Source organism: Acrocarpospora catenulata, from assembly GCF_018476525.1.
Lineage (GTDB): Bacteria > Actinomycetota > Actinomycetes > Streptosporangiales > Streptosporangiaceae > Acrocarpospora > Acrocarpospora catenulata.
Genome location: NZ_JAHCST010000025.1, coordinates 1 through 24,858, shown reverse-complemented (window position 1 = coordinate 24,858; position 24,858 = coordinate 1). Strand labels below are relative to the sequence as shown.

At 66.5% G+C, this 24,858-nt stretch carries 26 protein-coding genes, 1 tRNA gene and 2 pseudogenes; 14 read left to right on the top strand and 15 right to left on the bottom strand.

Translation table 11 applies throughout. From position 1 onward, the window contains the following. The first annotated feature begins 70 nt into the window (after positions 1-70). The 8 genes from KIP79_RS24520 to KIP79_RS24485 all read left to right on the top strand — a co-directional run bounded on the left by KIP79_RS24520 (position 71) and on the right by KIP79_RS24485 (position 9,568). Positions 71-1,387: a metallophosphoesterase gene (locus KIP79_RS24520; protein ID WP_308169865.1), complete on the top strand. Its 1,317-nt coding sequence runs from the start codon at positions 71-73 to the stop codon at positions 1,385-1,387. 242 nt (positions 1,388-1,629) lie between these two features. After that, positions 1,630-3,684: a dTMP kinase gene (gene tmk / locus KIP79_RS24515; protein ID WP_214107258.1), complete on the top strand. Its 2,055-nt coding sequence runs from the start codon at positions 1,630-1,632 to the stop codon at positions 3,682-3,684. A gap of 38 nt (positions 3,685-3,722) precedes the next feature. Further along, positions 3,723-4,904: a DNA polymerase III subunit delta' gene (locus tag KIP79_RS24510; RefSeq protein ID WP_214107257.1), complete on the top strand. Its 1,182-nt coding sequence runs from the start codon at positions 3,723-3,725 to the stop codon at positions 4,902-4,904. Between the two features lie 48 nt (positions 4,905-4,952). Next, positions 4,953-5,462: a SigE family RNA polymerase sigma factor gene (locus KIP79_RS24505; RefSeq protein ID WP_214107256.1), complete on the top strand. Its 510-nt coding sequence runs from the start codon at positions 4,953-4,955 to the stop codon at positions 5,460-5,462. After that, entirely contained in the window at positions 5,459-6,985 is a 1,527-nt protein-coding gene (locus KIP79_RS24500; RefSeq protein ID WP_214107255.1) for a hypothetical protein, read from the top strand. Before KIP79_RS24505 ends, KIP79_RS24500 begins: the two co-directional genes overlap by 4 nt. Before the next feature lie 61 nt (positions 6,986-7,046). After that, positions 7,047-7,880 carry a PSP1 domain-containing protein gene (locus tag KIP79_RS24495; protein WP_372453664.1) on the top strand — a complete coding sequence of 278 codons (834 nt, stop codon included), beginning with the start codon at positions 7,047-7,049 and terminating at the stop codon, positions 7,878-7,880. A 76-nt stretch (positions 7,881-7,956) separates the two neighbouring features. After that, complete coding sequence (locus KIP79_RS24490; protein ID WP_308169864.1) at positions 7,957-9,441, top strand: alpha/beta hydrolase; 1,485 nt, start codon at positions 7,957-7,959, stop codon at positions 9,439-9,441. A 53-nt stretch (positions 9,442-9,494) separates the two neighbouring features. Continuing rightward, a tRNA-Thr gene (locus tag KIP79_RS24485) sits at positions 9,495-9,568 on the top strand. 88 nt (positions 9,569-9,656) lie between these two features. Here KIP79_RS24485 and KIP79_RS24480 read toward each other — a convergent pair. The 10 genes and pseudogenes from KIP79_RS24480 to KIP79_RS24445 form a co-directional block, all read right to left on the bottom strand. After that, on the bottom strand, positions 9,657-10,871 hold the full coding sequence (locus tag KIP79_RS24480) for a site-specific integrase (RefSeq protein WP_308169863.1): 1,215 nt from the start codon (positions 10,869-10,871) through the stop codon (positions 9,657-9,659). Further along, positions 10,868-11,053 (bottom strand): helix-turn-helix domain-containing protein, encoded by a 186-nt coding sequence (locus KIP79_RS24475; protein WP_214107253.1) that lies wholly within the window; start codon positions 11,051-11,053, stop codon positions 10,868-10,870. Before KIP79_RS24475 ends, KIP79_RS24480 begins: the two co-directional genes overlap by 4 nt. Next, entirely contained in the window at positions 11,050-12,417 is a 1,368-nt protein-coding gene (locus KIP79_RS24470) for a replication initiator (RefSeq protein ID WP_214107252.1), read from the bottom strand. The genes KIP79_RS24475 and KIP79_RS24470 overlap by 4 nt, the downstream gene beginning before the upstream one ends. Positions 12,418-12,597: 180 nt before the next feature. Then, entirely contained in the window at positions 12,598-12,756 is a 159-nt protein-coding gene (locus KIP79_RS24465; RefSeq protein ID WP_214107251.1) for a hypothetical protein, read from the bottom strand. A 20-nt stretch (positions 12,757-12,776) separates the two neighbouring features. Next, positions 12,777-13,103, bottom strand: a complete 327-nt coding sequence (locus tag KIP79_RS24460) for a hypothetical protein (protein ID WP_214107250.1) — start codon at positions 13,101-13,103, stop codon at positions 12,777-12,779. Between the two features lie 15 nt (positions 13,104-13,118). Beyond that, positions 13,119-13,832: a DUF2637 domain-containing protein gene (locus tag KIP79_RS24455; RefSeq protein WP_214107249.1), complete on the bottom strand. Its 714-nt coding sequence runs from the start codon at positions 13,830-13,832 to the stop codon at positions 13,119-13,121. 18 nt (positions 13,833-13,850) lie between these two features. Beyond that, positions 13,851-14,093, bottom strand: a complete 243-nt coding sequence (locus KIP79_RS47280; protein WP_250213761.1) for a hypothetical protein — start codon at positions 14,091-14,093, stop codon at positions 13,851-13,853. Beyond that, entirely contained in the window at positions 14,080-14,727 is a 648-nt protein-coding gene (locus KIP79_RS47275; protein ID WP_250213760.1) for an FtsK/SpoIIIE domain-containing protein, read from the bottom strand. Before KIP79_RS47275 ends, KIP79_RS47280 begins: the two co-directional genes overlap by 14 nt. Positions 14,728-14,768: 41 nt before the next feature. Next, positions 14,769-15,209 (bottom strand): annotated as a pseudogene (locus tag KIP79_RS50450) (FtsK/SpoIIIE domain-containing protein); the annotation flags it as partial. Then, a complete protein-coding gene (locus tag KIP79_RS24445; RefSeq protein WP_214107248.1) occupies positions 15,182-15,538 on the bottom strand; it encodes an SCO3933 family regulatory protein in 357 nt (118 codons plus the stop codon). The pseudogene KIP79_RS50450 and the gene KIP79_RS24445, both read right to left, overlap by 28 nt. A 156-nt stretch (positions 15,539-15,694) precedes the next feature. Between KIP79_RS24445 and KIP79_RS24440 the strand changes: the two genes are divergently transcribed. The 4 genes from KIP79_RS24440 to KIP79_RS24425 all read left to right on the top strand — a co-directional run bounded on the left by KIP79_RS24440 (position 15,695) and on the right by KIP79_RS24425 (position 18,087). After that, positions 15,695-16,063 (top strand): GntR family transcriptional regulator, encoded by a 369-nt coding sequence (locus KIP79_RS24440; RefSeq protein ID WP_214107247.1) that lies wholly within the window; start codon positions 15,695-15,697, stop codon positions 16,061-16,063. A gap of 255 nt (positions 16,064-16,318) precedes the next feature. Beyond that, entirely contained in the window at positions 16,319-17,353 is a 1,035-nt protein-coding gene (locus KIP79_RS24435; protein ID WP_214107246.1) for a P-loop nucleotide/nucleoside kinase family protein, read from the top strand. Beyond that, complete coding sequence (locus KIP79_RS24430) at positions 17,350-17,916, top strand: P-loop NTPase family protein (protein WP_214107245.1); 567 nt, start codon at positions 17,350-17,352, stop codon at positions 17,914-17,916. Before KIP79_RS24435 ends, KIP79_RS24430 begins: the two co-directional genes overlap by 4 nt. A 12-nt stretch (positions 17,917-17,928) precedes the next feature. Next, a complete protein-coding gene (locus tag KIP79_RS24425; protein WP_214107244.1) occupies positions 17,929-18,087 on the top strand; it encodes a hypothetical protein in 159 nt (52 codons plus the stop codon). Between the two features lie 239 nt (positions 18,088-18,326). Here the strand turns inward: KIP79_RS24425 and KIP79_RS24420 are convergent, their stop codons facing one another. Together KIP79_RS24420 and KIP79_RS24415 are read right to left on the bottom strand one after the other, a co-directional pair. Beyond that, positions 18,327-19,013, bottom strand: coding sequence for a GntR family transcriptional regulator (locus tag KIP79_RS24420; RefSeq protein ID WP_214107243.1), 687 nt, complete (start codon positions 19,011-19,013; stop codon positions 18,327-18,329). Continuing rightward, positions 19,010-19,405, bottom strand: a complete 396-nt coding sequence (locus tag KIP79_RS24415) for an ATP-binding protein (RefSeq protein WP_214107242.1) — start codon at positions 19,403-19,405, stop codon at positions 19,010-19,012. Before KIP79_RS24415 ends, KIP79_RS24420 begins: the two co-directional genes overlap by 4 nt. Before the next feature lie 228 nt (positions 19,406-19,633). Between KIP79_RS24415 and KIP79_RS24410 the strand changes: the two genes are divergently transcribed. Beyond that, positions 19,634-20,902: an NsdA family TPR-like regulatory protein gene (locus tag KIP79_RS24410; RefSeq protein WP_214107241.1), complete on the top strand. Its 1,269-nt coding sequence runs from the start codon at positions 19,634-19,636 to the stop codon at positions 20,900-20,902. A gap of 31 nt (positions 20,903-20,933) precedes the next feature. On the opposite strand, the gene KIP79_RS24405 is transcribed toward KIP79_RS24410, so the two are convergent. Further along, positions 20,934-21,596: an HAD family hydrolase gene (locus KIP79_RS24405; RefSeq protein ID WP_308169862.1), complete on the bottom strand. Its 663-nt coding sequence runs from the start codon at positions 21,594-21,596 to the stop codon at positions 20,934-20,936. 139 nt (positions 21,597-21,735) lie between these two features. On the opposite strand from KIP79_RS24405, the gene KIP79_RS24400 reads away from it, so the two are divergent. Then, positions 21,736-22,383, top strand: a complete 648-nt coding sequence (locus KIP79_RS24400) for a DUF4145 domain-containing protein (protein WP_214107240.1) — start codon at positions 21,736-21,738, stop codon at positions 22,381-22,383. Here the strand turns inward: KIP79_RS24400 and KIP79_RS50160 are convergent. Both KIP79_RS50160 and KIP79_RS24390 read right to left on the bottom strand, forming a co-directional pair. Next, a pseudogene (locus KIP79_RS50160) lies at positions 22,279-22,599 on the bottom strand (S1 RNA-binding domain-containing protein); the annotation flags it as partial. The gene KIP79_RS24400 and the pseudogene KIP79_RS50160 sit on opposite strands and share 105 nt — an antisense overlap. A 259-nt stretch (positions 22,600-22,858) precedes the next feature. Continuing rightward, entirely contained in the window at positions 22,859-24,067 is a 1,209-nt protein-coding gene (locus tag KIP79_RS24390; RefSeq protein ID WP_214107239.1) for a hypothetical protein, read from the bottom strand. Positions 24,068-24,858 lie beyond the last annotated feature (791 nt).

Below are 24,858 nucleotides of genomic sequence, written 5' to 3'. Positions count from 1 at the left end.
GGGTTAATAGCATGGCGGGGGACGTTGGCGGCCGGTCCGCCGGAGGGCGGAGGTCGGAGTGGGGCAGGTCGTGGGTTTTCTCGTTGTCGTGCTGACCGTGGTCTTCGGGGTCCACTACTACCTGTGGCGTCGCCTGGTACGGGCGACGACCCTGCCGGGGCGGGCCCGGAGGATCTTGACAGGAGTGCTGGTCGGCCTGCTGGTGGCGCTGATGGTCGCCATGGTCGGCACCCGGGGGCTCGACCTGGGCGAGGCGGGGCACCTGCTGGCCTGGCCGGGCTACCTCTGGCTGGCGGTCATGTTCTACCTCACGGTCATCCTCGTGGTCCTGGAGATCCCGCGGGCGGTCGCGCTGCTGGTGCTGAAGCGCGGGGAGCGCCGTCCCGCCGAGCGGGTGGTCGCGGTGCCGGTCCCCGCCGGCGGCGCGCCCGCCCCACCCCAGCCTGAGAGGCCCCTGACCGAGAGGCCCCTGACCGAGACGCCACTGGCCGACACGGCGCTGATCGAGACCACGCTGGCCGAGACCCCGCTGACCGAGGGTTCCGTCCACCGGCTGGACCGCCGCCTCTTCCTGTCCCGCACGGCCGCCACCGTGGCCGGGCTGGGTGCGCTGGCCACGGTGGGCTACGGCGTGCGCACCGCGCTGGGGGACCCGGTCATCCAGCGGGTGCCCGTCCGGCTGCCCCGGCTGGACCCGCGCATGAGCGGCCTGCGGTTCGCCGTGGTGAGCGACATCCACCTGGGCCCGCTGACCGGCATCACGCACTCCGAGCGCATCGTCCGCATGATCAACGAGCTGGAGCCCGACGTGGTGGCGATCGTCGGGGACCTGGTGGACGGCACGGTCGCCGAACTGGGCGCGCTGGCCCGACCATTACGGAGCATCGAATCCCGCTACGGCGCCTATTTCGTGACGGGCAATCACGAGTACTACACGGCCAACGGTCCACAGGAATGGATCGCGGAGCTCGACACACTCGGGGTGCGGTCGCTGCGGAACGAGCGGGTGGAGATCCACCACGCGGGAGCCGTGCTCGACCTCGCCGGGGTGAACGACGTCAACGGCCAGGTCGCGGACGACGGGCCGGACATGGCCAAGGCGCTCACCGGCCGGGACAGCACGCGCCCGGTGGTGCTGCTCTCCCACCAGCCCGTGCAGGTGTTCGACGCGGCCAAGTTCGGCGTCGACCTCCAGCTCTCCGGGCACACCCACGGCGGGCAGATGGCGCCGTTCAACCTGATCGTGCCGTTGCAGCAGCCGGTCGTGCAGGGCCTGGACACGGTGGACGGCACCCAGATCTACGTCACCCGGGGCGCCGGTTTCTGGGGCCCGCCGGTCCGCGTCGGCGCGCCTCCGGAGCTCACCCTGGTTGAACTGCAGACCTGACACACCGCACACCCGCGAACTGGGCGCTGAGCACCGCACTCCGACGGGACCGGGCCAGTGAACCGCCCGATGAGCAGGGCGAACGGTGGGACGGAAGGGGCGGAAACGGAGATGACGATCGTGCCGACCTGACTGCGCCGGACAGGCCGGACGTAATACCCTCATGCGATGAGCAGGCGGGGCAAAACCGGCCCGCTCCGATCTTCCCCCTAGCCCCGCGAACACCTGGATACGCTGACACCATGAGCTCCCCCGGCCGGGCGGTCCCTCGCCGCAAACCCCCGCATGTGCTGGCCAACGCCCCCTTCCGCAGGTTGTGGACGGCGATGTCGGTCTGCAGCCTCGGTGACTGGCTCAACATCATCGCCCTCACCGCGCTCGCCGGAAACCTCACCCGGGACGCCGGCTTCCAGACCCAGAGCCTGGCCATCGGCGGCGTCTTCATCGCCAAGATGCTGCCCGCGATCCTGCTCGGCCCGCTGGCCGGGGCGGTCGCCGACCGGTTCGACCGGCGGCTGACCATGTTCCTCGCCGATCTGCTGCGTTTCGCCCTGGTGCTGTCCATCCCGGTGATCGGCAGCTACCAGTGGATCGTGATCGCCACCTTCCTGGTGGAGTGCGTGAACCTGTTCTGGGTGCCGGCCAAGGACGCCACCGTCCCCAACCTGGTGCCCAAGGACCGGCTGGAGGAGGCCAACCAGCTCAACCTGCTCGTCACGTACGGCACCGCGCCGGTCGCGGCGGTGCTGTTCGCGGTGCTGTCGGTGGCGATGGACTTCGTCGGGTCGGCGGCGCCGTCCTTCAGCGGGCAACCCACCGACATCGCGCTGGTCGTCAACGCCCTGGCGTACCTGGTCTCCGCGGTGCTGATCTTCACGTTGCGGGACATCCCGAAGGGCCACGCGCGTCAGGGCGCGCCCTCGGTGCTCCGGCAGATCGTCGAAGGCTGGCGGTTCGTCGGCGCCAACCAGGTGGTGCGCGGGCTGGTCATCGGCATGCTGGGCGCCTTCGCCGCGGGCGGCGCCGTGGTCGGGGTGGCCAAGGCGTACGTGGAGGCGCAGCAGGGCGGGGACGCGGCGTACGGGACGGTGTTCGGGGCCGTCTTCGTGGGCATGGCCTTCGGTATGTTCTTCGGGTTGCGGCTGCTCAGCGGGCTGTCCCGGCGACGGCTCTTCGGTTTGGCGATCGTTTCGGCCGGCCTGGTCCTGGCCGCCATCGCGCTCATCCACAACCTGGTGATCGTGGTCATGCTCACCGTGCTGCTGGGCGCCTGCGCGGGCATCGCCTGGATCATCGGGTACACCACGATCGGCCTCGAGGTCGAGGACGGGCTGCGCGGCCGGACGTTCGCGTTCCTCCAGTCGCTGGCCCGGGTGGTGCTGCTGCTGGTGGTGGCCTTCGCCGCCTCGCTGGCCGGGCTGTTCGGCAGCCACCCGTTCACCATCGGCGCGATGAGCTACACGTTCGACGGCTCCCACCTGGTGCTGCTCATCGGCTCGGTGGTCGCCGTGGTGGTGGGCGCACTCGCGCTCAAGCAGATGGACGACCGGCGCGGCATCCCGATCAGCGTCGACCTGATCGCCGCGCTGCGCGGCGTCAGGTTCGAGCCCGAGCAGGACGAGCAGCCGCGCGGCATGTTCGTCGCCTTCGAGGGCGGGGAGGGCTCCGGCAAGACCACCCAGTCCCGGCTGCTGGCCATCTGGCTCCGCGACCAGGGCTTCGACGTGGTGCAGACCCGCGAGCCCGGCTCCACCAAGGTCGGCATGCGGCTGCGCGCGATCCTGCTGGACTCCACCCACCAGGGCCTGTCCGCCCGTTCCGAGACCCTGCTCTACGCGGCCGACCGCGCCGAGCACGTGGAGAAGGTCATCCGCCCGGCCCTCTACCGGGGCGCCATGGTGGTCTGCGACCGGTACGTGGACTCCTCGCTCGCCTACCAGGGCGCCGGCCGGGATCTCGACAAGGACGAGGTGGCCAAGGTCAACGCCTGGGCCACCGGGGGCCTGGTGCCCGACCTGACCGTGCTCATCGACGTGCCCCCCTCGGTCGGGCTGCGCCGGCACGCCTCCCCGGCCGACCGCATCGAGTCCGAGCCGATGGACTTCCACGAGCGGGTCCGCCGCGAGTTCCGCGCGCTGGCCGCCGCCAACCCCGACCGTTACCTGGTCGTCGACGGCACCCTCCCGCAGGGGGAGGTCACCCGCCTCATCCAGGACCGGGTGCGCGAGATCCTCCCCGATCCCGTGCCGACCGACGCCGAGGCCAACACCGGTACCATTCCGGCGATCAAGGACTAGGTCCTCCACGACCGCCCGTCTCTCACTAACCTGGGGGAGTGGGCGTGTTTGATGATCTTGTAGGGCAGGAGCGGGCGAGCGCCGTGCTGCGGCGGGCGGCCGCGGCCGGGGCCGAAGTCCTCGCCGGTGGGCGTGGCGCCGGGATGACCCACGCCTGGCTGTTCACCGGGCCGCCCGGCTCCGGCAGGTCGCTGGCCGCCAAGGCCTTCGCGGCCGCGCTGCTCTGTCCCGACCAGGGGTGCGGCCACTGTGAGTCCTGCCATCAGGTCGAGGTGGGCTCGCATCCCGATCTTGAGTCGGTCCGGCCGCAGGGGCTGTCGTACGGGGTCAAGCAGACCAGGGAGCTGATCCTGCGGGCCGCCGGCCGGGCCACCCTCGGTGGCTGGCGGATCGTGCTGTTCGAGGACGCCGACCGGGCCACGGAGCAGGCGGCCAACGCGCTGCTCAAGGCCATCGAGGAGCCGCCGCCGCGCACCGTATGGCTGCTCTGCGCGCCCGCCGCGGACGACATGATCGTCACCATCCGCTCCCGCTGCCGCGTGATCACCCTGGTCACCCCGGCCACCCCGGCCGTCGCCCACGCGCTCGTCACCCGCGACAACGTGCCCCCGCCCATCGCCGAGGCCGCGGCCCGCGCCGCCCAGGGTGACCTCGGCCGCGCCCGCCGCCTCGCCCTGGATGAGTCGGTACGGCACCGCCGGGACGCCGTACTCGCCCTGCCCCGCACCCTGACCGGGGTGGCGGACTGCATCAACGCGGCCGAACGGCTGGTGAAGACCGCCGACGAGGACGCCGCCGCGGCGACCGCCGAGCTCAACGAGACCGAGATCGCCGAACTGCGTGCCCTCTACGGCGAGGGATCCTCAGGAAAGGGCCTCAACAAGGGGTTGATCCGGGGTGGCGCGGGCGCCCTGAAAGACCTGGAGAGCGCCCAGAAATCCCGCGCGACCCGGATCAAGCGGGAATCGCTGGACCTCGCCCTGCTCGACCTGATGGCGTACTACCGGGATGTCATGGCCGTGCAGTTCGGCGCGCACGTCGAACTCGCCAACGAGGAGCGCCGCGCCGACCTGGAGGCGCTCGCCCGCACCTCCACCCCCGAGGACACGCTCCGCCGCCTGGACGCCATCCTCCAGTGCCGGGAACGCCTGGCCGCCAACGTCAACCCGCAGATCGCGGTGGAGGCCATGACCCTCGCGCTACGGAGTCCGCGCGGTTGAGCAACCTCGGCCGCGTTTCCGCGTCTCTGGAACATGCAGGCCGAAATCATGGACCTTCACACCTCCCCTGATCAGGAGCAGGCGATCAGCGGGCTCTACGCCGAGCACGCGGTCGGGCTGGCCAGGCTCGCCCTGCTCATGGTGGGGGATCGGGAGAGTGCCGAAGACGTGGTGCAGGAGGCGTTCCTGGGCCTGCATCGCCGGTTCCGGCATCTCAAGGATCCGGGGAAGGCGCTGGTCTATCTGCGCAGCGCCGTACTGAACAACGCCAGATCGGTGCTGCGGCGCCGGCGGTTGCCCTCGCGGTTCGCCGGGACGTACGAGCCGCCGGTCTGGTCGGCCGAGTCGGCGGCGCTGCTCGGGGCCGAGCGCCGTGAGGTGCTGGCCGCCCTGCACCGGCTGCCCGCCCGGCAACGCGAATCCCTGCTCCTGCGCTACTACGCGGAGTTGTCGGAGGAAGAGACCGCGAAGGTCATGGGAGTCAGCCGCGGCACCGTCAAGTCCACCACGTCCCGGGCGCTGGACGCGCTGGGACGCCTGCTGGGAGAACGCTCGTGAACGACATCATCGACCGGCTGCGGGACGCGACCCAGGCGGCCGGGGAGACCATCTCGAATGTGCCGCCGCTGGAACTCGGCGGTAGCCGTACCAGAGTGAATTGGTTTGTCCCAGTCACCGCCGCGGCCGCCGCAATGGTGGCGATCGCCGCCGGAACCCTGGTGGTGAACGGCGGGGGCGGCCCCAACCAGGCCGACGGGGTGGGCGGGTCGTCGGCGCCGCCGGCCTTCCTGGTCGACGCCCGGACGGGCGCGCTCGTCGTCCGGTCCGCGGTGGACGGCGCGGAGACGGATCGGCGGTCGGACATCGGCAAGGGCGTTGTGGCGGTTCAGGCCGCTCAGGACAACCGGCTGTTCTACGCGATCTCCGGAAAGAACTCCTGTGGGTCGTCGCTCTACCGGTTCGGGATCAACGACTACGGGAGAATCACGGATTTCGCCGAGGAGCCGATGACCGAGGCGGCGGGGTACATGGCCACCTCGCTCGCGGTCAGCGGGGACGGGACGAAGCTCGCCTACGGGATGCAGCCCTGCGCTGTCAACGCCAGGGGTGAGAAGCTCGTGCTCGCCGACCTGGCGACCGGGAAGAGCCGGGTCTGGACCTCGACCGACGACCGCAACCTCTTCGATCTCTCGTTGAGCGCCGACGGGAACAAGTTCGCGTTCCGGCGCACCTCACCCGTGCTGACGATCGCGACCGAGCAGGGGACCATCACTTCGGCTGAGCCGCTGCCGGTGCCTGATATCGAGCCGAGCGCGATGGCGACCGTCAGCTCGGCAGAGCCGCTGCCCAGCGTCGAGCCGAGCGCGATCCCGACCGGCGGAGGTGCCGCGAAAACGGAGCCTGCAGTGACCGCCTGGCCGCCCCCGCAGGACTCGGGCACCTATTGGGGCATTCCCGAACCGTCCCCAGCGGTCGCCGAGACCGTCCGTCCCTTCGAGGAGCCGGTTCCGATGGACACCGCGACCGAGGATACGGTGCCAACCGGCGAGGGGGTGCCCCCGATGGTGACGTCCTGCGCGTACACCTTGCCTTCGGCACAGCCGATCCCCAACGGCACCAAGATCGTCTGGAACTGCGCGGAGTCGCCCGAGGTGTACGTAATGGACATCACCCAGTCCGGCGACACCCTCGACCAGGCCCGCAGGCTCAGCATCCCGTCGAGCTTCGAGGGCCTCATCGGCGGCCCGCACGGCGTACGGATCTCCCCGGACGGCAAGCGGCTGATCGGCGTGATGGGCTTCATCGGCCAGACGGACTTGAACGTCCCGCAGCCCTCCGTGTCCGGCGACGCGGGCGTCGTGGCCATCTCCACAGCGGACGGGCACATCGAGGAGACTCTGTACCGGACCAACGCCGGCATCGGCCTGCAGCTCCTGGACGTGGACGGAACCGGGGAGCACCTCCTGCTGGCGCGGTCCGGCGAGATCGGTACGGTCAACGCGAGGACGTACCGGCCGATTCTCAAGGCGGGCGAGGACGCCGCGTGGTTGACGCCCGCCAACCCGGACGTCGCGTGGTGACAGCCGCACCCACCACGTAGGGTGGCTGTACCAGACGAGGAGGCCGGCTTTGGGCATGATGATGGCCGTGAGCTTCACCCGGTACGGGCGGTTGTACTACCTGGATCCGGGTGGCCACAGCCCCAAGGTCGGGGACAAGGTCCTGGTGCCCACGGACGCCGGAAACGAGGTGGCCGAGTGCGTCTGGGCTCCCCAGTGGGTGAGTGAGGACGTGGACGGCCTGCCGGTCTGCGCCGGAATCGCCGGTGAGGAACACCTCAGCCGGGACGAGAGCAACCGCCGCCGCCGTGCCGAAGCCCGGAGCGTCTCCAAGCGTCTGATCAAACGCCACGAACTGCCCATGAAGGTGATCGGCGTCGACTACGTGGACCAGGACAACGTCTACACGGTCTACTTCTCGGCGCCACACCGGGTGGACTTCCGCGCCCTCGTCCGCGACCTGGCCCGCAACCTTCGCGCCCGGGTCGAACTCCGGCAGATCGGCCCGCGTGACGAGGCCCGGCTGCAGGGCGGCATCGGCCCCTGCGGCCGCGACCTCTGCTGCGCCACCTTCCTGAAGGACTTCGAGCCCGTCTCCGTCCGCATGGCCAAGGACCAGGACCTTCCGGTCAATCCCCTCCGGATCGCCGGGGCCTGCGGCCGGCTCATGTGCTGCCTGAAGTACGAACACCCGCTGTACAGCGAATTCCGGGCTTCCGCGCCGCGGACTGGCCTGGCGGTGGACACGCCCGAAGGGCCCGGGGTCGTGGTCGGGCACAACGTGCCGTCGGATTCGGTGATCGTGCGCCTCAACGACGGAGGGCGGCGGTGCGCGTGCTCCAAGGCCAGCGTCTGCGCGCCCCGCAAGGCGTACGAGGCGGCCTACGAGGCGCCGGCCGAGCCCGAGGACGAGTAGATCGGTTGGGGTCCCTGGACTGGGGTTCGCGGCCTGATGGTCCGGTGAAGGGGCTGGTCGTAGGTACTCTTTGGGGGTGACGCGTCCCTTCGTGCTTCTGGCTCTGATGGCTCTGCTCGGCGCTGGGTGCTCCAACGGGGAGGAACCGCCCCGAATCGCGGCCCCCGAGGCCTCGTTGGCGCCGTACTACGAGCAGAAGCCCAAGTGGCGCGACTGCGACGGCGGCTTCGAATGCGCCGGCATCGAGGTCCCGCTCGACTACGACCAGCCCACCGGCGAGCGCATCCAGCTCAGCGTCATCCGCCTCCCCGCCTCCGGCAACCGGATCGGCTCTCTCCTCCTCAACCCGGGCGGCCCGGGCGGTTCCGGCATCGATTACGCCAGATCCGCCGAATCCAACATCAGCGCCAAACTCCGCGACCGCTTCGACATCGTCGGCTTCGATCCCCGCGGTGTCGGGGATTCCACCCCGGTCACCTGCATGTCGGGCAAGAACCTCGACGCGTACATCGGCCTCGACATGAGCCCCGACTCACCGGCGGAAACCACCGCCATGGACCGCGGCTCCCGCGAGTTCGCCGCCCGCTGCCAGGAGAAATCCGCCAAACTCCTGCCCCATGTGGGGACGGTCGACGCCGCCCGCGACATGGACGTGCTCCGCGCCGTCCTCGGCGACGAGGGGCTCACCTACCTGGGCAAGTCCTACGGAACCTACCTCGGCGCGATGTACGCCGACCTGTTCCCCAAGAACGTCCGCGCCCTGGTCCTGGACGGCGCCGTCGACCCCGCCATCCCCGCGCTGACCTCCAACGCCCTACAGTCCAAGGGCTTCGAGGTGGCCCTGACCGCCTTCGTGGAGAACTGCCTGACCGCCGCCGACTGCCCGTTCACCAGCCGTACGGTGGACGGGGCCCTGGCGGAGATCAGCGCGCTGCTCGCCCGGGCCGACAAGACGCCGCTGCGCAACACCCTCGACGACCGGAAGATCAACGACACCTGGGTGGCGTTCGGCATCGCCACCCCGCTCTACGACCGCAACTCCTGGGACGTGCTCCGCGAGGCCCTCCGTACCGCTTTCGCCGGCGACGGGACCTACCTCCTCCGCATCGCCGACATCCTGCTCGGCCGCAAAGCGGACGGCACCTACTCCAACCAGACCGAGGCCAACAAGGCCATCAACTGCGTCGACCACGCCTACCCGGCCAACCTCTCCGCGTACCAGGACGCCGCCGCCGACGCCGCCAAACTGTCCCCCCGCTTCGGCGAGTTCGTGATGTGGGACTCCCTGCCCTGCGCCTACTGGCCCGTCAAGTCCGCCGACCCCGACCGCAAACTCACCGCCAACGGCGCCCCGCCCATCGTGGTCGTCGGCACCCTGCGCGACCCCGCCACGCCGTACGAGTGGGCCGAGGCCATGGCCAAACAACTCACCTCCGCCGTCCTCCTCACCTACAACGGCGACGGCCACACCGCCTACATGTCCGGCTCCACCTGCATCGACACCGCCATCGACACCTACATGATCACCCGCAAACCCCCCGCCCCCAGCACCCGCTGCTAACCCACGCGCAAGAACCCTCCCAAACCCTGTAGACTTCCACTGCCGCATGGCACGCCGCCTTAGCTCAGTCGGCCAGAGCGACGCACTCGTAATGCGTAGGTCTGGGGTTCGATTCCCCAAGGCGGCTCTCTTACGAGTAGGCCCCTGACCAGGGATTTCCGGGTCAGGGGCTCTTTGTTTGTCAGGACAAATCTGCGATCTTGCTAACACCTGTGCTAACAGGCGTCGGTGATGGCCTTCGTGAAGATGTCGGCGCATGACGTCTCGGCCTGGCGGATGACGTGGGCGTACACGCGCAGGGTGATCGCCGGGTCGGCGTGGCCGAGGCGGGCCGCGACGATGTGGACGGGGACGCCCGCGAGGAGAAGTGTGGTCGCATGGACATGGCGGAGGTCATGCAACCTGGCGTGTGCCAGAGATACGGCCGGTGGGTCGGCCTTGTCGTTGTGGCCCTTGATGATCTTTGACATCAGGCTCGTGACAGTGTCTGGATAGATCTGCTCGCCCCAGCCGGTTGTGAACACATAGTCGTCCTTGCCGCGCCACTCCTTGCCGATCAAGAGCTTGTCGGCGGCCTGCCGTTTCCGGTGCTCACGCAGAACGCGAATGGTCTCAGAGTCGATACTGACCACGCGGGACCGGCCGCTCTTGGTCGTGCCGTTCACCCGTTCCCCCTTGATCACAGCGGTTGAGCCAGTAATGGTGATCTGCTTTCCATCGAGATCGACATCCGCCCAGCGGAGATGCAGCAACTCGCCTCGGCGTGCTCCCGTGTACGCCGCGAGATGGAAGAAGGCCGACAGACGATGTTCGCTGGCCGCCTGGAGAAACACCTTGACCTGGGCTTTGGTCCAGATCACCCCGGGCTCGTCAGGATCAGTTCGAGGCCGCTTGGCTCGCTCGATGGGGCTGGATTCGAGGAGGCCATCGACTTCTACGGCATCGCGGAAAGCCTTGCGAAGAATCGCATGAAGGTGCTTGATCGTGGTGCCCGCGAGGCCCTTTCGGGAACGGCCGCCCGTCGTACTGAGATCGCGGTAGAGCTTCGTGATTGTGGTTGGCCGAACCGCCTGAAGACGCATGTCACCGATTCGGGGGGTGACGTACAGGCGAATGCAGTTCCGGTAGTCGTCGAGGGTGCGCGGCTTGACTTCCATTGCGTGCGCATCCAGCCAGTCAGCCAGGTACTGGCTCACGGTGATCGTGTTCCGATCGACGTACTCCCCACGCCTGGCCTTGACGCGCGCCTCGTCTCTGGCAGCTTTCGCGTCGTCTTCGTTAGCGAAGCCGCTTACCCATTTCGGCTTGCTCTCGCCGGTCTCGGGATCCTTGACGCGGATGACAAAAGCCCATGTGCTGCCGCGCTTCATCACGCCGTCGCGGAGCTTGGGGGTTGCCTTCTTGCGGCGTGGCTTGTCGTTCGTGCTCACTGGGTGTCCCCCTTCGTTCCAAGTCGGTTGATGTAGGCGTGCAAGGCGGTGACAGGTACGCGTCGGCACCCTTCGATGCGAATGGACTCGACCGCCCCTCTGGCGATGAGCTGGTAGAGCTTGCTCCGCGAGATCGAGAGGGCTGCCGCCGCTTCGGGCACCGTCAGAAGGAGTCGATTCATCGGCCACCCGCCGAAGACGGAGTGACGCCGAGCGAAGATCTGGCGATCACCTGGTCAGCAGCGCTCAGACCCATGCCGACGTACTCCCAGCGGCCTAGGACGAGCACGGTGTCCTCGTTGAAGAGCGGAAGGCGGCCGGTGGTGGTCGCGTCTTGGCGTTGGTGTTCCTCGCGGGCTGCTCTCAGCGCGCCGAGGGTGGTGGAGTAGCGGCGGCTCTTGGTGGAGAAGTGGCCGCGGAATCCGAGCATGTGAGCCCACTGGATCAGCCGGAGGTCGGCGAGGTCGTCGAGGGAGCCCAGGCGGAGGCATTCGGTGATGAGCCGCCGGGCGTGCTCGCGTACGGGCAGGCTGGCCACGTCGTCGAGCGCGTTGATTCGCCGGTCGAGGGTGCCGACGCACTCAGCCGCTTTGGTGGCGTACTTGGCGATGTAGGCCGCGACGGCTTGTTCGGTGAGTTCGCCGTTCATCGTGATCTGGCGTACGTCGAGCTGGGCGCCCCACCGTAGGACACGGGCCGGTTCGCCGGGGACGGTGATGGGCACCGAGATGGCGCCTGCCGCGTGCTGGACGGCGTCGGTGAGCATGTCGGAGGTGGCCCAGGCTGGGGCGGTTGAGTCGGGGCCGGTGGGGCCGTCGAGGCGGATCACGGCGTGGAAGTGGACGACTCCCCGGCGTTGGTATTCGGCGACCTTGGCGAAGGAGATGGTCAGGTGTTCGCGGAGTTCGCGCAGGGTCAGGCCCGCGTTCTTGGCCAGGCGGCGGCGGATGGCCTCGGTGAAGCGTCGCCACAGTTCGGGGGCCAGGGCGTTGAACAGGACTGAGCCGGTGTAGTCGTAGCAGTCGGGGCAGAGCGGTTCGCCGAGTTGCTCGTCATCGTGCCGGTGCCTGACAGTGCAGGACATCACCCTTCCGTGTGGGCAGGTGACGGCGTCGCGGCGGGCGTGGCAGGGCAGGGTCTTGCCGTTCTTGATTCGGTGGACGTGGACGGGGCCGAAGGAGGGCGCGGTGAGGGTGACGAACAGGCATGGGTGGGTGCTGACCGCTTCTGGGACGCCTTTGCCGCCGATCAGGCCTGCGCGGACCAGGTGGAAGGTGTCGGCCCGGTAGACCTCGGCGCAGGCGGGACAGCGGGAGGCGCGCCGGGTCTTGCACGGGACGCGCAGGACGCCGCCTGGTTCGGTGGCGGTGGTGTAGCGGTGGAGGAGTTGGCCAGTGGTGCGGTCGAAGTGTTCGACTCGGCCGCGCAGGTGGATCGGTTGTCGGCAGCCGCCGGTCCGGCGGATCTGGGCGGCCCAGCGGTCGTAGTGCGGGTCGTTGAGGCGTTCGATGATCCCGGCTATCGCGTGGGTGTTGGTGGTAGGCAAGATTGGGTCCTGTCCTGTCCAGTGAGCTGGTTGGGATGGCCCCCGGCCTGGCGCGGATCTTGGCGGATGTGTGGCCAGGCGGGGGGCGCAACGGCTATGCGCCGTAGATGTCGACTCCGGCCCGGTGGCAGTGGGCGCACGAGGTGTTGGAATCGATGGCGGTTCCGTGAGGGCGGCTGATCAGATCGTGCGTGCCGGGTTGGTGTTGAGGTAGATCCGCCACCGGTAGGGCTGATCGGTGGCCATGGGCTCCGAGACGGAGGCCACGGGGAGGAGTCGGCGGAGTTCGGCGAGTGCGTAGGCGATCTCGGTGCTGGTGCCATCAATGCGGATTCGCATGATCGGTTCTCCGTTTCTGGTCAGGCGTCGGGGGTGGTGAAGTGGTCGTGCAGGGCCTTCTGCCGGATGCGGGCGGTGGACAGGAGGGCGGCGACCTCGTAGCGGACCGGGCCGAAGGAGATGGCGGTGGTGTGGTGGCCGTGCCGTACGTCGTCGGGGTCGACGGTGGTGCCCAGGTAGGCGGCGATACGGTCGACGGCCGCAGCCATCGCCGCGTCCTCGGCGTTCGGAAGGAAGCAGTAGACGTTCAAGGACGAGGACGGGGCCGGGACGGCGGGGTTGGTGTCCAGGAAGTCGGCCAGGTGTCGCAGGCCGGTGATGAAGTCGGTACGGCTGAAGTCGATCATTGAGGTTCCTTTCGGTCAGGCGGTTTCTGGTGTGGTCCGCAGGTTGCGGAGCAGGTCGGAGGCGAGCTGGTTGGAGACGCCGAGCCGGGCGCGCAGGGCATCGCGGGTGATGGGCTTGCCGTGCCGGTTGTGGTGTTCCTCAGCGACCCGCCGGGCGTAATCGAGCAGAGCCGGGGACGGGGCCGACGCCGTATCCGTCCCGTCCTCATGACCGGGGACGGGCTGCGGGCTCGGAGACGGCACGTCGAGAGATGAGGCTGGGATGCCGGTGGTCATGGACGATTCAGGTGAGGTCGCCACCTGGCCCGGGGACGGCTCCAGGACGTCCGGGGACGGTTCGGGACGGGCCGAGGACGCCCGGCGCTCCAGCATCGAGATCGCGATCAGGAACGCCCCGGCCGGGGTCGCAGCTGTGAGCCAGCCCCATACGGTGGGTTCGGCCTGGTGCAGGTTGGCGGCCAGGGACAGGACGATTCCCGCGATCAGGACGAGGGTGGGCCAGGACGTCCAGCCATGCCGGGGACGTCCGGTCTTCTTGTCGCGCTGGCGTTCCCGGGCGGCCATGACGCAGGTCAGGTCGACGCAGACGGCCACGGCCCAGGCCATCCATCCGGTCTGGCCGCTGTCGTGGGCGGTGTCGCGGATGTGGGTGAAAGAGCCGGCACCGGCGATGAGGGCCAGAACCAGGACGGGACCGCTGTCCAGCAGCCAGGCGGCAAGACGACGCATCGGGCTTCCTCCTCCGGATCACGCGGCGGATTGCTCGGCGACGATTGGCGCGGTGTGCTGGCCCGCGATGATGTCCGCCCACTTCGGGGCGCGGTGAGCGTGGGAGCGCGCAGCGTGTTCGGCGGCTTGCTCGGTGACGTAGAAGGAGCGAGCTTGGTACCACCGGCCGTCCGAGCCGGTGATGATCGCCACCCCCGGTGTGTCGGCCGGGATCGATCGCGCCGATTCCAGCGCGGCCGGGTCCAGGTCACCGAGCGTCATCGTGGCCGTCTCGGGATCGTTGACCCGGTGGCAGACGCGGCCCGAGCATTGCGCCCGCAGCGCGGTCACTCCGGGGCCGAGATCTGAGCCGATGCGCTGGCCGGAGCAGAACAGGGTAGATCCCGAACGCCCGCCCCAGCTGAGCGACCCGCAGGAGCGAGGTCGAGGTCTTGGCGACCTCCTCCTTCTCAGACTTGTCGGCCATCAGATACAGCTCGGCAAGCTCGTCCACCAGGACCACGACCGGCACCGGCCGCAGCGCCGGAGGCAACTGCCAGATGTTGCGCGCCCCGGCCATCCGGCATATCCCCATCCGGTCGGTCATCAGCGCGACCAGGTCATCAAGCAGGCTGGCGCACTCTGATCGCGTGGTCCCGAGCGCCGACAGGCGCGGCCCGTAGGGGGTGAGTTCGACGCCGCCTTTGAGGTCGAAGCCGACCAGGGCGACCTCTTGTGGGGCCAGACCGACTATGAGGGCGTTGGCCAGGTTGGACTTGCCGGATTGGGTGGCGCCCGCGTTGATCCAGTGCGGGATCGTGCGGAAGTCGACCGTCCACGGTTGGCCGGTCTCCAGTCGTCCGACGGTGACTTTGAGCAGCTCGGTTGATGGCGGGACCTGGTCGATGGCGGACAACGGGTCGCGGACGACGGGTCGCGGATGATGGCGTTGAGGACGACGCGGCCCCGCTTGTGGGAGGAGACGCGGACGGCGTGGACGCCCCAGGCGTGGGCGAGTTGTTCGGCTGCGTTGGTGTAGTCGGAGGGCACTTGTCCTTCCAGGAGCCAGACGGTGACGCGCCAGCCGTAGCGGGTGGGGAGGGGCCACCACATCCACGGCTTGGTGTCGACCCCGACCTTCTGGAAGCGCCGTCTGACGCTGACGATCCCGGTGGAGGGGACCAGGTTGGGGGTGAGGGTGAACCAGAAGCGTTCGCGTTTCTTGGTCAGGCCGCAGCCGAGGGCGACCCGTCGCCAGGTGAAGCGGACGGCGATGGCGGTCGAGGGGTAGCCGAAGATCAGCCAGAACGAGCGGTGGTGGTAGCGGTGCCAGGCCCACAGCCCCGCCACCAAGCCGGCCAGGACCGTAATCACCGCCGGGAGCAGCGGGTCAGACATCGGCGGTCTCCCCGGTGACGGCCGGGCAGCATGGCCGAGGCCCGGTAGGAGATGCCCCACCGTCCGGAGATCTCCCACACATAGCCGACCAGGCCGATCGGGTTGATCTGCTGGCCGATCGTGATGGGCGGCTGGCCGGAGACGCTCATCTTGACCAGTTCGATCCGGCCGAACTCGTCTTCCACCGAGGCGGTGACCTCGTAGACGGTCTGGCCGTTCTTGTCGGTCTTGATCTCGCCGGTGTCTCGGTTCAGGACGCGGGGCTGCGGGGCTTTGACGCAGGTGATGGTCAGGCGGGCGGTGTCGACAGGGATAGGGATGTTGCGCATTTGTCGGTGCTCCTCAGAGGTGAACTACAAGAACTGCTTAGCACTCATGGTCTACTTAGCATTCTAAGTTGTCAAGGCATTCAACGCGGACTTGGTTGGCGTGTCGGTCAGGCTGTGGTGAACTGAAGGTCACACACTCACGAAGGGCAAGGGCAATTGGTCCAAAAGACCGGCCGTGCGGGCTATCTCCAGATAGCCGACGACCTCCGCTCAAAGATCAAGACCGGCGAACTCGCGCCAGGCGCAGCCCTGCCCTCAACCGCCCAGCTCTGCTCCCGGTACGAGGTCTCGGCCAGTGTGGTCAAAGCCGCCATCAGCGTCCTGCGCACCGAGGGATACATTGTCGGCCAGCAGGGCAAAGGCGTGTTCGTCACCGACAAGCCCATAGAGCCTGAGCAGCCGGAAGGCGGGCAATCGGAGATCATCGAGCAACTCTCCCAGATGAGGGGCGCCCTGCGGGACCTGGGCGACCGGATCGCGGATCTGGAACAGGCCGTGTTCCCAGAGCGGAAGCAATCTCGCTGACCCGGCAGACCAGCTCATCCAATTCCGCCCGCATCGCCCGGATTTCTTCAAGAATCCGCCCATCGCTGCTCATATCGACATCCCTTTCAACCGGGCCGGTCATCACCGGCTGGATGTCGCTAGTTCATCGCGATCCCGCGGCTTTGAGTATCACGGCGGATTAGCCAAGCTTCTTCATAACGGCCGCCACACCGTTTACACATGCGTTTTCATATCCACCGGCCATGCTCGTTGCCGTCGAGCGGAATGGATGGAATGAAGACGATTGCCCGCCCCGGATGGCAGCCCGTCATCCTGCGCCAGCACCGGGAGGCGCACGGCCTCAGCCTGGAAGCGGCAGGCGATCAACTCCGCACGGTGGCCAGCCGGCACGGCCTGGCCGCCCCGGCCGCCAACTTCCAGACCCTCTGGGGACACGAACGTGGCACCATCTACCCCGGCCCGCACTACCGGCGCGCGTACTGCCTGATGTATCGCGCCAGTGAGCCCGCTCTCGGTTTCCGCCACCCCCTGCCCGGCGAAGAACCCGGGGTGGAAAACTCCATCTCGGAACTCCCACAGCCCACCGATCCCGCACTCGACAACCAGGCGGCCCAGCTCATCCAGCAGACCCTTCTCCAGGTCTCCACCGCCCTGAGCCCCGATGGCATCCAACAGGACGCTCTCCGCAGCCGCGTTCTGGATGCCTGGCGTCGGCGGCACGGCCAGGGCAGCCCCAAACCGATCCTTGTCCTGGTCGGCGGCTACGCCGGATCCGGCAAGACCGAGTTCTCCCGCTTCCTGTCCGACATCACCGGCTGGGCTTTCCTCGACAAGGACTCCATCACCCGCCCCATGGCCGAACGCCTCCTCACCTCCCTCGGCGGCGACCCGAACGACCGTCACTCTGAGCTGTACCTGCACGAGGTACGCCCGCTGGGATACCGGTGCCTGATGGAAACCGCGTGGGACAACCTGGACCTGGGCACCTCGGCCATCCTGTCGGCCCCCTTCATCGCCGAACTCGCCGACCCCGATTGGGTGACCCGTCTTACCAACCGGTGCGCGGCCAAGGGCATCGACGTCGCGGTGATCTGGATCCGCTGCGACGTCGAATCCATGCGGGAGTACATCGAGTTCCGCGGAGCGGGCCGCGACGCCTGGAAACTCGCCAACTGGGACACCTACACCAGCAGCCTGAACACCGACCAGAGCCCGCCCACCGCCCACATCACCATCGACAACCGGCTCGGCTCGGCGATCAGCCTCGCCGACCGCACCCGCGAAACCCTCCGCCGGATTCTGGCATGACCGGCATCGTCCTGTACGGGCCACCCGCCAGCGGCAAGACCACCATCACCACCGCCCTCACCGCCATCGACCGGCGGTTCACCCTGCTGCGCAAGCTCAAGGCCGGAAACCGACGCGGCAGCGAATACGAGTTCACCACCCCAGCCCACCTGGCAGAACTCCGGACAGCCGGACGGCTCGTAGCGGAGACCCACCGCTACGGCAACACCTACGCCATCGACCGCCACCAGATCGCGGCGCTCACCGACTCCGGGAAAGTCCCCGTCGTCCACATGGGCAACATCCCCGACACCCGCCGCCTGATCGACGGAGGGGCATGGCTGACCGTCCTGCTATGGATCTCCCGCGAAGAATGCGAACGCCGATCGATCAGCCGAGGAGACCCGGACACCGCCGGACGACTCCACGCCTGGGATGAGACACTCGCCGACCTCAACACCCACGGCCACGAGGCGCTCAATCTCCACATCAGCACAGAAGACGTGACCCCAGACGAGGCGGCCGAGCAGATCAGCAAGGCGTACCAAGAGGCCAGAGCGATGAACCTAACCCAGGAGCTATAGACACAGGCTGCCTTGAGTGATCCGACGGATGAGAACTTTCTCCACGTCTTCAAGGCGACGACGCTTCGCGCCGTCGCGGCCGTCGCCCGCGCCGGGCGGACCTGCGGGCCGGGCATGCGGCCTTCGGCCGGTCCCGGCCCGCGCCCACCCGGCGCGGGCAACGCCCCCTGATGCACAACCGATCACCTGAACACCGGGCAGAACCACCGCCGCACTGATGCGGCCCTGACGATCGCCCGGGGTGGCCGGCCGCCGTAGCTGGCTGGGGGCGATCGACGGTCCGGGCTTCGTCCCTCAGCCCGGCCCACCGGAGATTGGGGCTGAGTATCGCGCCCACCCTCGGCGAACCGGCTCAGCCCTGCCGAAACCGCGCTGCTGGATCGACAGGGCTCTGGTTGACCTCGGTGAGGTCAACCGTGTGGGGTGCCCCGTGCCGATTGGGTTGCCGGTGTGCGCTTGGACTTGGGGACATGCCAGTCGGGGATGGGATGTTCTTCCAGTGAGGTGTCGGGCGGTGGCCACTGGTCGGCGGGGGGCACCCAGGTGCCCAGGCGTCCGCCGTGATAGTCGACGGCCCAGCCTCGTGCGCGTAACCGGAACAGCACATGCCAGGCGACCCACCTGCTGACCCCGAACTCGCGTACCAATCGGCGCCTACTCGTCAGCCGCTCACCCGGCCGGATCCGCCCGCTGAGGATCTGCTCCACCAGAAAGCTCGTCACCTCGAAGACCTGCTCCTCTACCGAGGGCGGGGGAACCTCCGGCGGCGGATCGGGGACACCGACGACGTAGGGCTGTCCCGGTGCCCGGCGGATGAGTTTGCGGTCGCGGATGCTCCGCTGGACACGCCGGGCCATCGCACGGGTGATGAGGTAGCGGCCCGTCAGCTCCTGGAGTGTGGGGAACGGCGCTCCCTGCGCTAGTTCGCCGCTGGTGATCCGCCGGGCCAGTTCTTCGACGATTTCCTGGCGGCGTTCGGCTCTTTCGCGGATCTCGGGGGCGCGCATGACTTGGCGGTCCCGCCAGGAGAACTCCACTGTGCTCTGCTTGTGTGCGGTCGTGTCGGCGGGGCCGGTGAGGACCTGTCCGGTGGTCATGGCGTCAGCTCCAGGTCGAACCAGACGACCCGGTTGGGCGGCTCCTCATGCCACCCCCACTCCGAGGTCAGCTGTTCCACGATCGCAAGGCCGCGCCCCCGGTCCCGTACGGTGCCGTCGTCCGGCTGGAGGCGGGGGACGCTGGAGGATGAGCCCTGGTCGGTCACCAGGACCTGGAGGGCATAGGCGTACTCGGTGATCGTCAGCCGAATCCGCCCATCCGGGCGGCGGCCCGACTCCGAGTGCCGCACCGCGTTCCCGACCAGCTCCGAGATCACCAGGAGCAGGTCATCCAGACGGTCCTCCCGTAGCTCGCCGCAGATGCGCCGGGCGTAGTCACGAGCCTGGGGGACCGCGATCGCGGCTCCGGGAAGATCGATCGCACCGCGCAATGTGTTCGGTGATCGCTGAGTGGCTTTACTGGTCATCATGGTTCAGGGCCTCGTTTCCTGGCTTGGACCCGCGTCCGGTGTTCACCCACCGTGAGGGGTCTATGTGCTTGTGGTCACCTCCCATTCAGTCGGTGCAGGCCAGTGGCGGGCAGGTGCGGATGGGGGACACCCGGGGGACACTGAGGGGGAGGCACTCGTGTCCGGCCCACCCCAGGGAAAAGGCCCATCATGACGACCGAGGACGATCCCCCACGCGAGGCTCCCGCCTGGGCCGTCCGGCTGCGCGCCCAGCGGCGGCAGCGGGGCTGGTCCCAGCGCGACATGGTCAAGGCCCTGGTAGAGGCCGCAACCGGAAACTTGCGCCAGCACCTGCCCAGCCGCGACACCATCCTCCGGCGGGTCAAGTCCTACGAAGCGGGAGACCACCAGCCCAAGGACCCCTACCGGCTGCTGTACTGCCGCGTCTTCCGCATGACCGAGGCCGAGCTCTTCGCCGAGGAGCACGACCAGCCTGGCCTGCTACCGGGCGGCGTCCATGACGATGAGATCGCCGTCATGGAACTGGCCCGCCGCGCGATGGCCAGCGATGTAGGCGAGGTAACTCTCACTCAGCTGGAACGGGCTGTCGATGACCTGGCGGTGGCCTACGCGCGCACCCCACCTGCGGAACTGAACGTGCGCGTCCGCCGCTACCTGGCCTATGTCGCCCGCCTGCTTGACGCGAAGAAGACGCTGGCCGAACATCGGCGCTTGCTGGTCGCGGGAGGGTGGCTGTCACTCTTGGCCGCCACCATCAACATCGACCTGCGCCGCTTCATCGCCGCCAATGCCCAGCTCGACACCGCCACTCAGTTGAGCCGGCACGCCGAATGCCCGGAGATCCAGGCATGGTGCCTGGAAACACAAGCCTGGCAATCCCTGACCAGCCAAGACTCCCGCCGCGCCCTGGAACTGTCCCAGGCCGCCCGCCAAGTAGCCCCCCGGAGTGGGTCGGCCTACATCCAGGCCACCGCGCAGGAAGCACGCGCATGGGCACGCCTGGGCGACGGCCCCGAAACCCGCCGCGCGCTCAGCCACGTGGAACACCTCGCCGCCAACCTGCCGATGCCCGACAGGGCCGAACACCACTACCGCTACGACCCCGCCAAGAGCGACGCCTACACCGCCACCACCCTCACCTGGCTGGGCGACACCGCCGCCGAACACCACGCACGAGCGGTACTCGACCGACTGGAGCACCCCCACCACGGGCCCGCACGTCCACGCCGCGCACTCGCCGCCCGCCTGGACCTTGCCCTGGCGCTCCTTACAACAGACCAGCCCGACGAAGCCGCAGCCGTCACTATGACAGCGATGAGCAGCGGAATCATGGTGCCCTCACATTATTGGCGAGTCACCGAGGTCATCACTGGCGTTGAAGCCCTTCGCCTGCGCCAAGCAACAGACCTCCGCGAAACCTTCCGCACAATACGCTCCCGCGCCACATTGGACAGGTAGCGACGACAACGTAGACTAAAGGAAATCAGCATTACGGTGCTGTGGCGTCTCGAAGCAGTTTAAGTGCGTCTTCGACTCGGTGGACAGCATGGTGGGCGGCGTGATCGAGGTCAGACACGGTCTGATAGTTAATCCAGATAGTTCGGAGTCCTGCCTTGTTGCCTCCGTCGATGTCGGAGGTCAGGCTGTCGCCGATAACCCATCCGCCGTCGGTCAGGGACTTGCCGCACCGTTGTCCCGCGATCTCGAAGAGTCGGATATCCGGCTTGCGGATGCCCTCGGCTCCCGAAATGGCCCAGGCATCGACGACATCAACGAGTCCGGTCCGCTGAATCTTGCCAAGCTGGTTATCAGCCATGCCGTTGGTCACGATCCCTATTGACCACCCCGATGCCCGGAGAGCCGTTAGGCCATCGAGGATCGCGGCCCGGCAGTGGACGAGGTATGGCATGCGGGTTCGATACTGAGCCCACAGTCCTTCCACCGACTCGGCCAGGGTGAAGCGTTCGCGGATCGTGGCGAAGAACTCGGCACGGTGTGGGTGCCCGGCCTTATCAATGGCAAGCAACCACTCGAAGGCATCCGCCCCGAGCTGGCGGTCGAGCGCGAACTCAGCCGCCCAGTCCCTGAACGCGGCGTTGAGGTCGATGAGAGTGTTATCAAGGTCGAATAGGGCAAGCCGCTGCACAGTCACAGATGCTATCCCTACCCAAAGGTGCCTCCAGACTGGCACAAAGGCTGCGGTGAGGGGAGCTGGGGCCCGCTCATGGGCACACAGCGAGCTTCCATAGGTAGGGCCCTGACAGGGGTGATCTGGATCTATCCTGGTACCTTTGGTTGGCAACGTATGGGTGGATATGTCCGACGATCCGTTTCTCCTGGTGAACTGCCCACTGTGTAAGCGTCCCGTATCCGGCTCCAAGGAGCGCTCGATCTTCTGGAAAGACGAGGACGCGGAGCCGTACCAGGCGACGCTCTTGCTCTGTAGGCGCTGTAAAGCTCCGTTCCTCGCGCTGCAAGTACCCGATGGCGAAGACTGGGGGGATCCCGAAGTCATCTGGCCTGACGATTCCAAGGAACCGATCTCAGAGGCGATCCCACAGGGCGTCAGGCGAGAGTTCAGAGAGGCGCTCGACTGTTTCGAACTGAAGAAGTATCAATCCGCTGCGGTTGCAGTTGGGCGGACGCTTGAAGCAGTTTGCAGCCATCACAACGCATCGGAGCAACTCTACGTCGCGCTGAACAAGCTTCGAGAACAGTCGATCATCGATAATCGACTGTTGGATTGGGCGCATGCCCTGCGGATCTTCAGAAACGCCGGGGCCCACCATGGAGGTAAGCCGATCAGGCGGACGGATATCGAAGATGCGCTTGCCCTAACGAAGGCGTTCCTTGATCACATCTATGTGATTCCTGCGCAGCGCAATGAGATAGATACGCAGTATCAAGAGTTTCGGAGGCGTCGGGCTGAGCAAGCTTGACTGGCGATTGGATGGCGATAGCGCGTACTGGCGTAGATCATCAGGGAAACGCACGGAGTGAGGGTGATACCCGCCCACGTTAAGGTTCACCTCAGTCATCTTGACAGTGACCGTCTCGCCGACTGTGACTATCTCCGATAGGTGTTCGACTTGGCGATTAGCGAGTTGGGAAATATGGATGAGACCATCGATTCCATCACGTTTGACAAACGCCCGAAGACGGTCAGTTTCTTGATCCTTCCCAACACAAGTTGACCGACTGACAACCTCTCCAGTGCGTCATGGCGATTACTTCCTCAGGGGGGTCGCGCGGCGGGCCATTCCGATGGCGTCTACGAAATTTATCTATGTGGGTCAAGGAAGGGTATGTCAAGGCTCAGGGCGCTGTTCCCGAAGGAGTGTGTGATAGAGAATGAGCGTCCCAGGCTTATAGATATGCAGGGCTGCCCACTAGATATGTGGACAATCGATACGACTAGGCAGGCCCGGCAGAATTTGGAACTTCATATTTCTGGTGGTGTACACTGAACGAAACACTATAAGCGACAGAGCGCAGGGTCAGGATATATTTCATATATTCTTCGTCGCCTAGTTCCTGTTCCTCCTTGCTTGATGTAGCGGATCTGCTATCCGAAGCTTCGTGTACCAGGGTATTTCTTCGTTCTTTGATCTCAATAAGCGTGTTATAGGATGCTTGGCGACGCTCGCCTTTATATACATACCAGGCTTTGTATGGATCGCTCTTGAAGCGGAAAGCGCCCTTCAGAAAATTGAGCATCCCATGGATCGAGCGACCATTTGAGCGAAGCCTCTCAATCTCCATGTCGATCAACTCTCGGCGTAGACTCTCTATCGTAGAGAGCTTATTGGTCATCGAGAACAACTGCTCGTAAGACAGGGTCCCCTTCTTTCCTGCAGACTCAAGTATTACTTGGGGGTGCCTGGTCAAGAGCTCCTCAATCGTCTCTCGGAGAAAGACTTCGAAGCTGGTCCACTGGAGCAGGAAAGCTGCGCGAAATAGGAGGAATTTGGCTCGTTTTGCCACTTCGTTAACCTTTCCTAGGGAAGTGGCCAATTTTAGGTAATGTTTGCGGGCCGCCTCGAGTTGTACGGGGTCAGATAGATCGAACGATAGATCGACAGTGCCGTTGGCCGTAACATTTGCTGCCATTTGGAAGCGATATGTACCGGGTTCGGGCTCCTGAAAATCTACTGCTCTCTCATTTTCGGGAGGCCAAAGAATGACCGGGGCGCCATCGGAGGGATGGATCCGAACCGGACCAAGCAGGCCAGCCTTAGCCTGATTGGCTATTTCTTCGGGAGTCCCATCCATGTGCTGTGCGTACTCTTCGTATCTGAGCCAGGCAGCCGACATTTCGGGAGTGCCATTCAGGACGACATCGGCCATTGAATATGACCAACACTCAGGCGTCAACTCGCCAAACGTAACATCGGCGAGCTGTTCCGGTGGGGTGGAGAAAAGAAGTTGCTGGGAAAGCTCGTATGATATCGAGGTGAGCGAGATAAGTTCCTCGATCTCCTTGCCTCTGGCAACATAAGCCGCGTAAGGCGGGAACCCTTCCAGATCGTGAAGAGCGGTAAGGGAGTCACCACGGGCGATCTCGGTATTGGTGGTGATCCCGTCTGACGACCAAGGCATACCCATAAGAGCATCGTAGGGCATACCCCTGAGCGCAGGATAGTTAATTAAGATACAAGAGGTAGGCCCGTGTCTTGGGGCGGTCGGCATGGATATCCCATCGTCGTCCGACGACTACCACAGATTAAATTCGTAGAGTCGGTCTTGGGTCTGCTGGGGTGTCGAGGTGGGCCCGGTCTGGGGTGAGACATCCGGTGAGCAGCTGAGGCCGTACTGGATCTTCTTGAGCTTGCGTTTGACGAGCCGGAGGAGTCCTGTCAGGTCGGAGACGACGATGTTGGCCCAAGGCTCGCCGCAGGAGAGATCAGACGCCCTCGACGGGGTTCAGCTCGGGGGCGTAGGTAGGAACTGGATTATGCTCGGCCAGTTGGCCAGCCAGGTGCACGTTCAGGTTTGCGATTACACGTAACGCAACGCCCTCATGTTCGACACGTTCAAACCAGCACCGAGTCCAAGCGGGGGAAGATGACAGCCACCACATCAGCGTCACACACAACATGATAACGCAGCAGGTAGATAGCATGTTTGCGCCCTGGAGCGCATCTGACTCCTAAACCGGGTGCTTTAGATTGCCGGGTGGCTTCCGATCCTCGGGCCTGGCGCGGTCTGGGCTCTTTGGCATCGGGATACCGTGGTTGATCGTCGTTCACGGTGAGGATGTCGTCCGATCTGCTAACACTAGTGCTAACCTCGATGTTTCGTGAGTCTGGTCGGGTCGCGTAGCGAGCCGACCAACTGATGCTTTTCAGTTACGGGTCAGCCCGGCGGCCCGACTCTCGCGTCGGGTGAGCGGGGTTCCACGAGCCCGGGCCTGT

Excerpts from the sequence above, each read along its gene's own strand:
- KIP79_RS24460 (WP_214107250.1), bottom strand. The coding sequence starts at position 13,103 with ATGATCGACTTCAGCCGTACCGACTTCATCACCGGCCTGCGACACCTG.
- KIP79_RS24455 (WP_214107249.1), bottom strand. The coding sequence starts at position 13,832 with ATGCGTCGTCTTGCCGCCTGGCTGCTGGACAGCGGTCCCGTCCTGGTT.
- KIP79_RS24495 (WP_372453664.1), top strand. The coding sequence starts at position 7,047 with ATGGCCGTGAGCTTCACCCGGTACGGGCGGTTGTACTACCTGGATCCG.
- KIP79_RS24445 (WP_214107248.1), bottom strand. The coding sequence starts at position 15,538 with ATGCGCAACATCCCTATCCCTGTCGACACCGCCCGCCTGACCATCACC.
- KIP79_RS24420 (WP_214107243.1), bottom strand. The coding sequence starts at position 19,013 with ATGACCACCGGACAGGTCCTCACCGGCCCCGCCGACACGACCGCACAC.
- KIP79_RS24475 (WP_214107253.1), bottom strand. The coding sequence starts at position 11,053 with ATGAATCGACTCCTTCTGACGGTGCCCGAAGCGGCGGCAGCCCTCTCG.
- KIP79_RS47280 (WP_250213761.1), bottom strand. The coding sequence starts at position 14,093 with ATGACGCTCGGTGACCTGGACCCGGCCGCGCTGGAATCGGCGCGATCG.
- KIP79_RS24390 (WP_214107239.1), bottom strand. The coding sequence starts at position 24,067 with ATGCCCTACGATGCTCTTATGGGTATGCCTTGGTCGTCAGACGGGATC.
- KIP79_RS24430 (WP_214107245.1), top strand. The coding sequence starts at position 17,350 with ATGACCGGCATCGTCCTGTACGGGCCACCCGCCAGCGGCAAGACCACC.
- KIP79_RS24410 (WP_214107241.1), top strand. The coding sequence starts at position 19,634 with ATGACGACCGAGGACGATCCCCCACGCGAGGCTCCCGCCTGGGCCGTC.
- KIP79_RS24505 (WP_214107256.1), top strand. The coding sequence starts at position 4,953 with ATGGACCTTCACACCTCCCCTGATCAGGAGCAGGCGATCAGCGGGCTC.
- tmk (WP_214107258.1), top strand. The coding sequence starts at position 1,630 with ATGAGCTCCCCCGGCCGGGCGGTCCCTCGCCGCAAACCCCCGCATGTG.
- KIP79_RS24435 (WP_214107246.1), top strand. The coding sequence starts at position 16,319 with ATGAAGACGATTGCCCGCCCCGGATGGCAGCCCGTCATCCTGCGCCAG.
- KIP79_RS24465 (WP_214107251.1), bottom strand. The coding sequence starts at position 12,756 with ATGCGAATCCGCATTGATGGCACCAGCACCGAGATCGCCTACGCACTC.